General features: G+C 66.7%; 12 protein-coding genes and 1 pseudogene. 11 read left to right on the top strand and 2 right to left on the bottom strand.

The window, feature by feature from the left end; genetic code table 11:
- Nucleotides 1-58: 58 nt before the first annotated feature.
- Nucleotides 59-913 carry a mechanosensitive ion channel family protein gene (locus H7J93_RS20610; RefSeq protein WP_267308164.1) on the top strand — a complete coding sequence of 285 codons (855 nt, stop codon included), beginning with the start codon at nt 59-61 and terminating at the stop codon, nt 911-913.
- Here the strand turns inward: H7J93_RS20610 and H7J93_RS20605 are convergent.
- On the bottom strand, nt 900-2009 hold the full coding sequence (locus tag H7J93_RS20605; protein WP_267308163.1) for an alcohol dehydrogenase catalytic domain-containing protein: 1110 nt from the start codon (nt 2007-2009) through the stop codon (nt 900-902). The two genes, H7J93_RS20610 and H7J93_RS20605, sit on opposite strands and share 14 nt — an antisense overlap.
- Nucleotides 2010-2062: 53 nt before the next feature.
- On the opposite strand from H7J93_RS20605, the gene H7J93_RS20600 reads away from it, so the two are divergent.
- The 4 genes from H7J93_RS20600 to H7J93_RS20585 all read left to right on the top strand — a co-directional run bounded on the left by H7J93_RS20600 (nt 2063) and on the right by H7J93_RS20585 (nt 4805).
- Nucleotides 2063-3103, top strand: a complete 1041-nt coding sequence (locus H7J93_RS20600) for an alpha/beta fold hydrolase (protein ID WP_267308162.1) — start codon at nt 2063-2065, stop codon at nt 3101-3103.
- 80 nt (nt 3104-3183) lie between these two features.
- Nucleotides 3184-3876 carry a class I SAM-dependent methyltransferase gene (locus H7J93_RS20595; protein WP_267308161.1) on the top strand — a complete coding sequence of 231 codons (693 nt, stop codon included), beginning with the start codon at nt 3184-3186 and terminating at the stop codon, nt 3874-3876.
- Nucleotides 3877-3901: 25 nt separating this feature from the next.
- A complete protein-coding gene (locus H7J93_RS20590; protein WP_267308160.1) occupies nt 3902-4348 on the top strand; it encodes an acyl-CoA thioesterase in 447 nt (148 codons plus the stop codon).
- Between the two features lie 16 nt (nt 4349-4364).
- Nucleotides 4365-4805 carry an SRPBCC family protein gene (locus H7J93_RS20585; protein ID WP_267308159.1) on the top strand — a complete coding sequence of 147 codons (441 nt, stop codon included), beginning with the start codon at nt 4365-4367 and terminating at the stop codon, nt 4803-4805.
- A gap of 13 nt (nt 4806-4818) precedes the next feature.
- On the opposite strand, the gene H7J93_RS20580 is transcribed toward H7J93_RS20585, so the two are convergent.
- The gene (locus H7J93_RS20580) at nt 4819-5511 is read right to left on the bottom strand and encodes a GntR family transcriptional regulator (protein ID WP_267308158.1); all 693 of its coding nucleotides are present in this window, start codon (nt 5509-5511) and stop codon (nt 4819-4821) included.
- Between the two features lie 127 nt (nt 5512-5638).
- Here H7J93_RS20580 and fadD5 point away from each other — a divergent pair, with 127 nt between their 5' ends.
- The 6 genes and pseudogenes from fadD5 to H7J93_RS20550 all read left to right on the top strand — a co-directional run bounded on the left by fadD5 (nt 5639) and on the right by H7J93_RS20550 (nt 12988).
- On the top strand, nt 5639-7282 hold the full coding sequence (gene fadD5 / locus H7J93_RS20575; RefSeq protein WP_267308157.1) for a fatty-acid--CoA ligase FadD5: 1644 nt from the start codon (nt 5639-5641) through the stop codon (nt 7280-7282).
- Nucleotides 7283-7494: 212 nt separating this feature from the next.
- Nucleotides 7495-8292, top strand: coding sequence for an MlaE family ABC transporter permease (locus H7J93_RS20570; protein ID WP_267308156.1), 798 nt, complete (start codon nt 7495-7497; stop codon nt 8290-8292).
- A gap of 1 nt (nt 8293) precedes the next feature.
- On the top strand, nt 8294-9163 hold the full coding sequence (locus H7J93_RS20565) for an MlaE family ABC transporter permease (protein WP_083153110.1): 870 nt from the start codon (nt 8294-8296) through the stop codon (nt 9161-9163).
- 4 nt (nt 9164-9167) lie between these two features.
- Nucleotides 9168-10380, top strand: a pseudogene (locus H7J93_RS20560) (MCE family protein).
- On the top strand, nt 10377-11408 hold the full coding sequence (locus H7J93_RS20555) for a virulence factor Mce family protein (RefSeq protein WP_267308155.1): 1032 nt from the start codon (nt 10377-10379) through the stop codon (nt 11406-11408). The pseudogene H7J93_RS20560 and the gene H7J93_RS20555 overlap by 4 nt, the downstream one beginning before the upstream one ends.
- Nucleotides 11405-12988 carry an MCE family protein gene (locus H7J93_RS20550; RefSeq protein WP_267308154.1) on the top strand — a complete coding sequence of 528 codons (1584 nt, stop codon included), beginning with the start codon at nt 11405-11407 and terminating at the stop codon, nt 12986-12988. The genes H7J93_RS20555 and H7J93_RS20550 overlap by 4 nt, the downstream gene beginning before the upstream one ends.
- Nucleotides 12989-12998 lie beyond the last annotated feature (10 nt).

Raw genomic sequence — 12998 nt, 5'->3', positions numbered from 1 at the left:
GTGCACAAGCTCACATACGTGTTTGATCTTGCGGGGCTACCGGGAAGCCGGTGCCGATATGCCTCCAACACTTGAATCTCTCACCGACTGGTTGCTGACCAAGGGCGTGCACATCGTCGCGGTGCTGCTGTTCGCGGTGCTGGCCACCAGGCTGATCCGGTTCATTGCGCGCCGCCTGAGTAAGCGCCTCGACGGCGGGGACAGCAGTGATGCGGTGTTGCGCCCGGAAAGTGTGAAACACCGGCGCGCGGTCGCCTCGGTGATCTCCTCGGTCGCGATCGCGGTGCTCTACATCGTGGTCGGCGTGGACATCGCCAACCAGCTCGGCCTGCCGATCGGGTCGTTGGTCGCGCCTGCCGCCGTGCTGGGCGCCGCGTTCGGCTTCGGCGCCCAGCGCATCGTGCAGGATCTGCTCAGCGGCTTTTTCCTCATCACGGAGAAGCAGTACGGATTCGGCGACCTGGTCGTATTGGCCGTCACAGGGGGCGGTGAAGCCCGCGGCACCGTGGAGGATGTCACCCTGCGCGTCACCAAGCTACGCACCAGTGACGGTGAGGTGTTCACCGTTCCCAACGGGCAGATCGTCAAATCGCTCAACCTGTCGAAGGACTGGGCCCGCGCGGTCGTCGACGTTCCCGTCGCCACCTCGGCGGACCTCAACGTCGTCAATGATTCGCTGCGCGAGGTGTCGGCGATCGCGATGCGCGACAACAGCCTTTCCGATCTGTTGCTCGACGAGCCGCAGCTGATGGGTGTCGAGAGCATCGAGAAGGACACCGTGAACCTGCGGGTCGTGGCGCGCACGCTGCCGGGTAAGCAGTTCGAGGTGAGCCGGCGGCTGCGCGCACTCATCGTGTCGGCGCTGCGGCGCGCTGGTGTCGCGAATCCCGAAGCCGCCGCTAGTCGAAACTGATGATCTGCCGCACAGCCGCGCCGTCGGCGAGCTGATCCATACCGCTGTTGATGTCGTCCAGCGGGATCGTCGACGACACCAGCGACTCGACCGGTAACCGGCCCGCGCGCCACAGGCCGACGAAGTGCGGGATTTCCCGCGACGGCACGGCCGAGCCGAGGTAGCTGCCGATCAGCGCACGGCCCTCGGCCACAAACCCCAACGGCGACAGGTTGATTCGCGCGTCGGGCCGGGGCAGCCCGACGCAGACGGTGCGGCCGCCCGCGGCGGTCAGGTCGACGGCCGTCTCCACCGCCTTCGGATGGCCGACGGCCTCGATCACGACGGCGGCCTTGATCCCGGCCTCGCGTGCCTCGTCCGGGGTGTAGGCCGCATGCGCACCCATGGTGCGGGCCAGCTCGAGTTTGGCGGGCAGCTGGTCGACGCCGATGACACGGACATCGTCCCGTGCGAGAGCGGTGAGCACCGCCGCCATGCCGACGCCGCCGAGTCCGACGACGATCACGGTGTCGCCTTGGCGCGGTCGTCCCGCGTTGATCACCGCACCGCCGCCGGTCAGCACGGCGCATCCGAGCAGCGCCGCGACCTGGGCCGGCACGTCGGCGGGTACCGGAACGACCGAGCGCCGGTCGACGACGGCGTGGGTGGCGAAACCGGAGACGCCGAGGTGGTGATGGATCGGCTGCCCGTCGCGCGAGAGTCGGCGATCGCCGCCCATCAGCGTGCCTGCCGCATTGGCAGCGCTGCCGGCCACGCACGGCGTCAGCCCGTTCGTCGCGCACGCCTCGCATTGGCCGCACCTGGGCAGGAAGGTCATCACCAGCCGCTGGCCGGGGTGTACGTCGGAGACTCCGAGTCCGGCCTCCTCGACGACCCCTGCCGCTTCGTGACCGAGCAGCATCGGCACCGGACGGACCCGGCTGCCGTCGACGACTGACAGGTCGGAATGGCACATGCCTGCGGCCTCGATGCGGACGAGGAGTTCATTCGCCCCAGGTGGTGCCAGGTCGAGGTCATCCACGGAAATCGGCCGCGAGTCGGCGTAGGGGCGTTCCAGTCCGATCTGTTCCAGTACGGCGCCGCGGATCCTCATCACTACAGCCTGCCCGTTACCGCGCCCAATCCGACAGTCCCCCTTACGCTGCGGAGATGCTGGCACGCTCCGAGATCCGGTTTCTGCCCGTCGGTGGACGCCGGGTGGCCTACGAGGCGCGCGGCAGCGGTCCGCCGTTGGTGGCTCCGGCGTGGTGGGTGAGTCACCTCGAACTCGACTGGCAGGACCCCGACTTTCGGCGCTTCTGGGAGGGCATCGCCGACGGATACACCTTGATCCGGTACGACCGGCTCGGGGTCGGCATGTCGGACCGCACGCTGCACGATTCCGATCTGACGCTTGACAGCGAGGTCGCGGTGCTGCGTGCGCTCGTAGACGAACTCGGGCTCGAGCGCGTTTCGCTCATCGGCGGTTCGTCGGGGAGTTGCACCGCAGTCGCGTTCGCCGCGGCGTTCCCCGAGCGGGTCGACCGGATGGTGCTGTACGGGTCGTATGCGGATGGGACGGTACTGACGCCGCCGGGGGTGGGTGACGCGATACTGGCTGCGATACAAGCACATTGGGGCCTTGGATCGCGTCTTCTCGGGGACATCTTCCTCGGCGGGGCCAGCGCCGACGAGCATGCGCGGTTCGGCCGGTTGCAGCGCGAATCGGCGACGGCCGACACCGCGGCCGCGGTGTTGGCAATGGTCTATCGGCTCGACGTTCGCGATCAGCTGGGGCTCGTCCGCTCGCCGGCGTTGGTGGTGCATCGGCGCGACGATCGTGCCGTGCCGTACCGGCTCGGACGTGAGGTCGCGGCAGCGATTCCGGGTGCGACGTTCATCCCGCTGTCGGGAAGCGCGCACTTCCCATGGCACGGTGACGCCGATGCCGTCGTCCGCGCGTGCCGCGAAATGCTGGCGCCGGGGCAGCCGCCGCCGCAGCAGGTGAGCGACGACGAGCAGGTCCTGTCGGTGCGGGAGCGCGAAATCCTCGCGTGCATCGCGCGCGGTCTCAACGATCGCGAGATCGCCGAGCAACTGGTGCTCAGCCCGCACACCGTGCATCGCCACGTCGCGAACATCCGCCGCAAGCTGGGCCGCACCTCGCGAACCGCTGCCGTCGCAGAGGCCGCGCGGCTCGGACTGCTGTGACGTAGCCGAAAGCGGCCATCGGCAGAAGATGGCCGCATCGGGCGATGCGGGCGCGACGCCGCCGCTCTTACGTTGGCGCAATGACTGAAATCGCTGACATCAAATTGGGTGTCGAATTGCCGAAGCCACCGTCCGCCGCGTGGCTGCAGGTCTTCGCCGCCGTCTACGACCCCCTGCTGTGGCTGGGTGAGCTCCGGGGTATGCGCCGCCGGCGCAGAGAGTTGCTTGCCGACGCCTACGGCCGCGTCGTCGAGATCGGGGCCGGTACCGGGCTGAACCTCGCGCACTATCCGGAGGCGGTCACAGAGTTGCTGCTCACCGAACCCGAGCCGGGGATGCGCAAGAAGCTGTCCCGTCGACTGCGTCGAAACAGTTGTCTCACAGGCATTGTCGACGCTCAGGCCGAGCAGCTGCCGTTCGCGGCCGAGTCCGTGGACACCGTCGTGTCGACGCTTTGCCTGTGCACTGTGGACGATCCCGATCGTGCGTTGCGTGAAATCGCCCGCGTACTGCGGCCCGGCGGGCAGCTGCTGTTCATCGAGCACGTACGTGCGAATTCGCGACGACTGGCGGCATTTCAGGACAAACTCGCCGAACCGTGGCGCCACTTCGCGGGCGGCTGCCGCTGCAACCGCGACACCGTCGAGCGCATGCGCGCCCACGGTTTCACCGTCGAGGTCCGCGAGGCCGTGTGGCGCGGCATGCCCGCGGTCGTCCACCCACTTGTCATCGGGCGTGGGACACGAGGGGAGAGCGTGACCGCGGACTGCTAGGGAGGTGGCCTGCGAGACTGCTCTCATGAGCAGTAGTGAGCATTCGCTCACCAGCGCCGACTTTCCCGTGCACTGGCCGGTGACCACCCGGTGGACCGACAACGACATGTTCGGTCACCTCAACAACGCGGTGTACTACGCGATGTTCGACACGGCGATCAACGGGTGGATCAACACGACCTGTGATATCGACCCGCTCACCGTGCCGTGGCTGGGCGTCGTCGCGGAGTCGGGCTGCCGCTACTTCGCTGAATTGCGTTTCCCCACAGCGCTTTCCGTCGGTGTGGCGGTCACCCGACTTGGCAACAGCAGCGTGACGTACCGGTTGGGGCTGTGGGCGGACGGCGAGGCCGACGAACCGACCGCCGCAGTGGGGCACTGGGTGCACGTGTACGTCGACCGGGTCGGCCGAAGGCCGGTGCCGATACCGGAGGTGATTCGCTCCCTGCTCGAAAAGGCGCGTGTCGAGTAGCCGATATGCTCGGGCGATGCCGATCGTCAGCAAGACCGTCGAGGTCGCCGCGCCCGCCGAGGCGATCATGGGGATCGTCGCCGACTTCGAGTCGTACCCGCTGTGGAACGAGGAGATCAAGGGCAGCTGGGTGCTGGCGCGCTACGACGACGGCCGGCCCAGCCAGTTGCGCCTCGATGTCGTGGTCCAGGGGCAGTCGGGGACGTTCATCACCGCGGTCTATTACCCCGGCGAGAACCAGATCCAGACGGTGCTGCAGCAGGGCGACTTCTTCGAGAAGCAGGAGCAGAAGTTCTCGGTGGTCCCCATCGGGGCGACATCGCTGCTCACGGTCGACCTGGACGTCGAGACCAAGCTGTCGATCCCGAGCCAGCTGGTCAAGAAGGCCATCGGTGACACGCTCGACTATCTGGCGGGCAATTTGAAGGCCCGCGCCGAAGAACTCTCGGCAGGCTGACCCTGACGCGGGTTCAGCCCCACAATTTCGTCTCATCGAGCAGGGCGATCAGGCGCTGCGCGCCGTCGGTGAACTCGCCGCCGGTCAGCCTGACGACGGTGTCCACGTCGCCGCGGCGCAGCGCCGCGATCATCTCGCGGTGCCCGGCCACGGCGGCGACCCCCCACTCGGGACTAGCGGCATAGATCTGCGCCGGCAGGTAGCGGCCGGCGTGCAGCAGGAACCACGCCAGCTTGATGCGGCCCGTGGACCTGTTGAACGCCCGGTGGAACGCGAACTCCGCCATGGCGATCTCCTCGAGGTCGTGCCGCTCGACCGCCGCGGCCAACTGCTCGTTGAGCCGCTCGAGCTCGTCGATCTCCGGTTCGGTGATCCGTTCGGCGGCGGTAGCCGCCAACTCCTTGGCGATGGTGGCCTGCAACCAGAAGATGTCGTCGATGTCGTCGCGGGTCAGAGGCACGACGACATGACCCCGATGCGGTTCGAGTGTCACCATGCCCTCGCCGCGCAGGGTGCGCAGGGCCTCGCGAACCGGCGTGATGCTGACCCCGAGCGCCGCGGCCGTCTCGTCCAACCGGATGAAACTGCCCGGCCGCAGAACACCGGTCATGATGTCGGCGCGCAGCCGGGCAGCTACCTCGTCGGACAACTGTTCGCGCCGCACCGCGCGTCGGGGCCGGGGCCGGGTTCTGGGGGGTGCGTTCACTGGACTCTCCGGTCAATTTGGCGTGGGGTTGTACCCGAGCCGCCGAGGCCATACTGTGACCGGGGCAACACCATGTTTGATCAAATATCAACATCACGCAACCCAAGGATCAGAGGAGTCGTCGCCGTTGGCTTCCCCCGTAGCGCCGGACCCGACTGAACAGCCGTATCTCGCACGCCGCCAAAACTGGACCAATCAGCTCGCCAGGCACTCGTTGATGCAGCCCGACGCCACGGCGCTGCGCTTTCTCGGCAAGACCACGACATGGCGAGAACTCGACACCCGGGTCGGCGCCCTGGCGGGTGCACTGAGCCGACGGGGCGTTGCATTCGGCGATCGCGTCTTGATCCTGATGCTCAACCGCACCGAGTTCATCGAGTCGTTCCTGGCGGTCAACAAGCTCGGGGCCATCGCCGTGCCGGTCAACTTCCGGATGACGCCGCCGGAGATCGCCTTCCTGGTGAGCGACTGTCAGGCAAAGGTGGTCATCACCGAATCGGTGCTCGCGAACGTGGCGGCCGCGGTCCGCGACATCGATGCGACGCTCACGACCGTCATCGTCGCGGGCGGCACCACCGACGACACCTTCATCGGCTACGACGACCTGCTCGCCGAGGACGGCGGCCCCGCCGACACCGTCGACATCCCCAACGAGTCGCCGGCGCTGATCATGTACACGTCGGGGACCACCGGCAGGCCCAAGGGGGCGGTGCTCACCCACACCAACCTGACCGGTCAGACGATGACGATGCTCTTCACCAACGGCGCCGACATCAACAACGACGTCGGCTTCATCGGTGTGCCGCTCTTCCACATCGCCGGTATCGGCAGCATGCTGCCCGGCCTCACGCTCGGTCGGCCGACCGTCCTCTACCCGCTGGGTGCCTTCGATCCCGCTGAGTTGCTCGACGTCCTCGAGGCCGAAGGGGTGACGGGCATCTTCCTGGTGCCTGCGCAGTGGCAGGCGGTGGTGGCCGAGCAGCGCGCGCGACCGCGGAACCTGAAGTTGCGCATGTTGTCCTGGGGTGCGGCGCCTGCCTCAGATACGTTGCTGCGCAGCATGTCTGAGACATTCCCCGGCGCGCAGATCCTGGCCGCCTTCGGCCAGACGGAGATGTCCCCGGTGACGTGCATGCTGCTGGGCGACGATGCGATCCGCAAACTCGGCTCGGTGGGCAGGGTGATCCCGACCGTCTCCGCACGCGTCGTCGACGAGAACATGAACGACGTCGAGGTGGGCCAGGTCGGCGAAATCGTCTATCGCGCGCCCACGCTGATGGCCGATTACTGGAACAACCCCGAGGCGACCGCGGAGGCCTTCGCCGGCGGCTGGTTCCACTCCGGCGACCTCGTTCGACAGGACGAGGACGGCTACATCTGGGTGGTGGACCGCAAGAAGGACATGATCATCTCCGGCGGCGAGAACATCTACTGCGCGGAGGTCGAGAACGTCCTCGCCGCCCATCCCGCGATCGCTGAGGTGGCCGTGATCGGCCGGGCCGACGACAAGTGGGGCGAGGTGCCGGTGGCGGTGGTCGCCCTCGGCGCCGAGAACAAAATCGAGCTCGCCGAACTCGACGAATTCCTCACCGAACGCCTTGCGCGATATAAGCATCCGAAGGCTCTCGAGATCGTCGACGCGCTACCCCGCAACCCTGCTGGCAAAGTCCTCAAAACCGAGTTGCGGGTGCGCTTCGGGGGTGACAAGGGGGTTGACGCGGGCGAAAGCGCCACTCCGCCGACGGTTTCTGCTGGCGCACAAGAGAATTAGGGAACCGGGGTGGGTTTGCTAACGGTTGAGGGCTCAATCTCTCGGATGCGGTCCATTGCGACGATGGCATCGGGTACAGTCCTGTGGTCTGTCTTACTACCGACGAGTAGGGAGACGCTGGTCACAGTCAGCGGGTTGGGGCAAGGAGGCCGCGTGCGACAGGGGCAGCCGTCGCGCCACCATGACCGCGGTTTCGTCGTGGGGGCGCACCGATGACGGCGTCGACCGACATCGTCGGTTATGTACGCGATCAGGTGAGGCCCGGCCTCACTGCGGTCGGCGGATTCGTGCGGATGTGCGTCCTCACCGCCAGAGCCCTTTTCAAGCCGCCGTTCCAGTGGCGCGAGTTCATCCTGCAGAGCTGGTTCCTGATGCGGGTGGCGTTCCTGCCGACGCTGGCGGTGTCGATCCCGCTGACCGTGCTCCTCATCTTCACGCTGAACATCCTTCTCACCGAGTTCGGCGCGGCCGACATCTCCGGTGCCGGTGCCGCACTGGGCGCCGTCACCCAGCTCGGCCCCCTGGTGACCGTGCTGGTGGTGGCCGGCGCCGGCTCCACCGCTATCTGCGCCGACCTGGGTGCCCGCACCATCCGTGAGGAGATCGACGCGCTCGAGGTGCTCGGCATCGACCCGATCCACCGCCTGGTCGTCCCCCGCGTGGTCGCCTCCACCTTCGTCGCCCTGTTGCTCAACGGCGCGGTGATCACAATCGGTCTGGTCGGCGGCTTCATCTTCGGCGTTTACCTCCAGAACGTCTCGGCCGGCGCCTACGTCGCCACCCTCACCCTCGTCACCGGACTGCCCGAAGTGCTGATCTCGATCGTGAAGGCCATGACCTTCGGCCTGATCGCCGGGCTGGTCGGCTGCTACCGCGGGCTCACGGTCGCGGGCGGCGCCAAAGGCGTCGGCACCGCGGTCAACGAGACGCTGGTGTTGTGCGTGATTGCCCTGTTCGCGGTCAACGTGGTGCTGACCACGATCGGTGTCCGATTCGGAACGGGGAGCTGACGTGAGCACAACCCAGGTCCTGCGTTCTCGGTTTCCGCGGGGGTTCTCCCGCGGAGCGGATGTCATCACCGCCCCGGCGCGGTTCCTCGACAGCGTGGGCCACGTCGCGTGGTTCGTCGTCACCGCGATCGGGTCCATCGGTCACGCCCTGCGCTACTACCGCAGGGAAACCCTGCGGCTGATCGCCGAAATCGGCATGGGCACCGGTGCGATGGCGGTCATCGGTGGCACCGTGGCGATCGTCGGTTTCGTGACGCTGTCGGGTTCATCGCTCGTCGCGATCCAGGGCTTCGCATCTCTCGGCAACATCGGTGTCGAGGCGTTCACCGGATTCTTCGCCGCACTGATCAACGTGCGCATCGCCGCACCGGTCGTCGCGGGGCAGGCACTGGCCGCCACCGTGGGCGCCGGCGCCACCGCCGAACTGGGCGCCATGCGGATCAGCGAGGAGATCGACGCGCTGGAGGTGATGGGCATCAAGTCCATCTCCTACCTGGTGTCCACCCGCATCATGGCCGGCTTCATCGTGATCATCCCGTTGTACGCGATGGCGATCATCATGAGCTTCCTGTCGGCTCAGGTCACCACGACGTTCTTCTACGGGCAGTCGATCGGCACCTACGAGCACTACTTCCGCACGTTCCTGCGCCCCGACGACGTCATGTGGTCGTTCGTGCAGGCCATCATCATCTCGGTCATCGTGATGCTCAACCACTGCTACTACGGCTATTTCGCCAGCGGCGGACCGGTGGGCGTCGGCGAGGCCGTCGGACGGTCGATGCGCGCGTCCCTTGTCGCGATCGTGTGTGTGGTCCTGTTCGCATCGTTGGCGCTCTACGGCGTCGACCCGAACTTCAACCTGACGGTGTAGCGCCATGGCCGCGCCGCTGAACTCGTCCCGCACCCCGCCGTACAAGCTGGCGGGTCTGGTGCTTTCGCTCCTGACGATCGTCGCACTGGTGCTGGTGTACCTCCAGTTCCGCGGCGACTTCATGCCGCGCGAACAGCTGACGATGATGTCGGCGCGTGCGGGCCTGTCGATGGACCCCGGCGCGAAGGTCACCTACAACGGCGTCGAGATCGGCCGGGTTTGCCACGATCAATGCGGTGGACGTCGGAGGCGAGCCGCGGGCGAAGATCGTCCTCGACGTAGATCCCAAGTACATCAAGCTGATTCCGAAGAACGTGGTGGCTGATATCAGCGCGACGACGGTGTTCGGCAACAAGTACATCTCGTTCACCTCGCCGAAAGATCCGTCACCGCAACGGATCACGCCGTCCGACGTGATCGACGTGACGTCGGTGACCACCGAGTTCAACACCTTGTTCGAGACGGTGGTGTCGCTTGCGCAGCAGGTGGATCCGATCAAGCTGAACCAGACGCTGGCCGCCACCGCCGAGGCGCTCGACGGCCTGGGTGACCGCTTCGGCCAGTCGATCATCAACGGCAACGAGATCCTGTCCGACATCAATCCGCAGATGCCTCAGATCCGGCGGGACAACCAGTTGCTCGCCGATCTCGGCGAGGTGTACGCCGACGCCGCGCCGAATCTGTTCGACGGCCTGCAGAACGCAGTGACCACCGCCCGCACGCTCAACCAGCAGCAGGGCAACATCGACCAGGCGCTGATGGCTGCGGTCGGCTTCGGCAACACCGGCGCCGACGTCTTCGAGCGTGGCGGTCCGTATCTGGTTCGTGGCGCTGCGGATCTGATCCGCCCGTCGGAGATCCTCGACGAGTACAGCCCGGCGCTGTTCTGCACGATCCGCAACTTCCACGACGTCGAACCGAAGGTGGCCGCGTCGCTGGGCGGCAACGGCTACTCGCTGCGGACGTTGTCGGGACTCATGGGCGCGGGCAACCCCTACGTCTACCCGGACAACCTGCCGCGGGTGAACGCCAGGGGCGGTCCGGAGGGCAAACCCGGCTGTTGGCAGCCGATCACGCGTGACCTGTGGCCGGCCCCGTACCTCGTGATGGACACCGGCGCTTCGATCGCGCCGTACAACCACTTCGAGTTGGGCCAGCCGATCCTGATCGAGTACGTCTGGGGTCGCCAGGTTGGGGAGAACACGATCAACCCATGAAAATCACCGGTACAGCCATCAAGCTCGGCGCCTTCTCCCTGGTGCTGTTGCTGTTCACCGCGATCATCATCATCGTGTTCGGCCAGGTGCGTTTCGATCGCACCACCGGATACTCGGCGGTGTTCTCGAACGCCAGCGGGCTTCGGGAAGGGCAATTCGTCCGCGCGTCCGGCGTGGAAGTGGGCAAGGTCTCCAAGGTCGAGCTCATCAACAACGGATCGCAGGTGCGGGTCGACTTCAACGTCGATCGCTCGCTGCCGCTGTACGAGGGCACCACCGCGTCGATCCGTTACCTCAACCTCATCGGCGACCGGTACATGGAGCTCAAGCGCGGCGAGAGCGACCGGCGGTTGCCCGGCGGCGGCACCATCCCGCTCGAACGCACCGAGCCCGCACTGGATCTCGACGCGTTGATCGGTGGGTTCCGTCCGGTGTTCCGCGCACTGGACCCGGACAAGGTCAACACCATCGCCCAGTCGATCATCACGGTGTTCCAGGGGCAGGGCGGCACCATCAACGACATCCTCGACCAGACCGCGTCACTGACGTCGGCGCTGGCCGACCGTGACCAGGCGATCGGAGAGGTGATCAAGAACCTCAACACCGTGCTCGACACGACCGTCAAACATCAGCAGCAGTTCGACGAGACGGTGCAGGATTTCCAGGCCCTGATCTCGGGGCTGAACGACCGCCGCGATCCGATTGCCACGTCGGTGGCCGAAATCAGCGATGCCGCAGGGACAATCGCGGATCTGCTGGCGGACAACCGGCCGGTGCTGCAGAGCACGCTGGGCCACCTCGAGGCCGTTCAGCAGCCGTTGATCGACCAGAAGGACAAGCTCAACGACATCCTCACGAGGCTGCCGACGTCGTTCAAAATCCTTGGCCGCGCGGGTGGTATCTACGGCGACTTCTTCAACTTCTACTCCTGCGACATCTCGATTCGGATGAACGGTCTGCAGCCCGGTGGTCCGGTGCGGACGGTGAAACTCTTCAGCCAGCCGTCGGGTAGGTGCACGCCGCAATGAGAACTCTGGAGGGATCGAACCGCGTCCGTAACGGGTTGATGGGCATCCTTGTCCTCGTACTCGTGATCGGTGTCGGGCAGAGCTTCGCCAGCGTGCCGATGCTGTTCGCGACACCCACCTACTACGCGGAGTTCTCCGACACCGGCGGCATCAACAACGGCGACAAGGTGCGCATCGCCGGTGTGGACGTCGGCCTGGTGCGCAGCGCGGAGATCGTCGGTGACAAGGTCAGGATCGGCTACTCGCTCGGCGGCACGCAGATCGGGACCGACAGCCGCGCGGCCATCCGCACGGACACCATCCTCGGCCGCCGCAACATCGAGATCGAGCCGCGCGGGTCAACACCGTTGCGTGCCAACGAGACTCTGCCGCTGGGTCAGACCACCACGCCGTATCAGATCTACGACGCTTTCTTCGATGTGACCGAGGCGTCGTCGAACTGGGACACCGAGACGGTAAAGCGGTCGCTGAACGTGCTGTCGGAGACCATCGACCAGACCTATCCGCACCTGAGCGCCGCGCTCGACGGGGTGGCGCGGTTCTCCGAGACCATTGGTAAGCGCGACGACCAGATCAAGCAACTGTTGGCCAACGCCAACCAGATCGCCGGGATCCTCGGCAACCGCGGTGAGCAGATCAACAAGCTGCTGGTCAACGCCCAGCAGTTGCTCGCAGCCATCAACGAACGGCAGTACGCGGTCAGCATGCTGCTCGAACGCGTCGGCGCCTTCTCCGAGCAGATCACAGGTTTCATCGACGACAACCCGAACCTGAATCGGGTGCTCGAACAACTGCGTGAGGTCAGCGACGTCCTCTCCGCACGCCGGTTCGACCTGATGGACACCCTCACCACGGTCGCCAGCTTCGTGGCGTCGCTCGGTGAGGCCGTCGCGTCCGGCCCCTACTTCAAGGTCATGTTGGTCAACCTGCTGCCGGGCCAGATCCTGCAGCCGTTCGTCGACGCCGCATTCAAGAAGCGCGGCATCGATCCCGAGAAGTTCTGGGGCGACGCGGGTCTGCCCGCCTGGCGGTTCCCGGATCCGAACGGGGCCAGGTTCCCGAACGGCGCGCCGGCGCCGGGACCCGCCGTGCTGGAAGGCACGCCCGAGCATCCCGGGCCTGCTGTGCGCGCGGGCACGCCGTGTTCCTACACGCCACCTCCGGACGGCATCCCGACCCCCGGCAACCCGTTGCCGTGTGCGGGCCTGACCGTCGGCCCGTTCGGCAACAACCCGTACGGACCGAACTACGGACCGCCCGACGTGGTCACGTCCGATCCGAACGCGCACGGCCCGCAGCCGTCGCCGGGGGTGCCCGCGGCCGCGATCCCAGGCCAGATCTCGCCGGATATGCCGGGCGTGCCCGCGGCGCTTCCGCCGGCACCGCCGGGTGCCCGCACGGTTCCGGTGGGTCCGCAGCCGCCGCTGCCGCCGGACTTCACGCCGGGCATCGCTCCGCTGCCGCCCGCCCTGACGGGTCCGCCACCACCGCCGGGGCCGGGACCCGACGCCGGGCCTGCCGGCACACCGCCATTGCCAGGGAACCCGCCGTTCCTTCCACCACTTTCACAGGGACAGTAGGGGGGTGTAA

The organism is Mycobacterium barrassiae, from assembly GCF_025822765.1.
Taxonomy (GTDB): Bacteria; Actinomycetota; Actinomycetes; order Mycobacteriales; family Mycobacteriaceae; genus Mycobacterium; species Mycobacterium barrassiae.
Note: the sequence above shows the minus strand (reverse complement) of the source record. Positions and strands in the feature narration are given on the sequence as shown.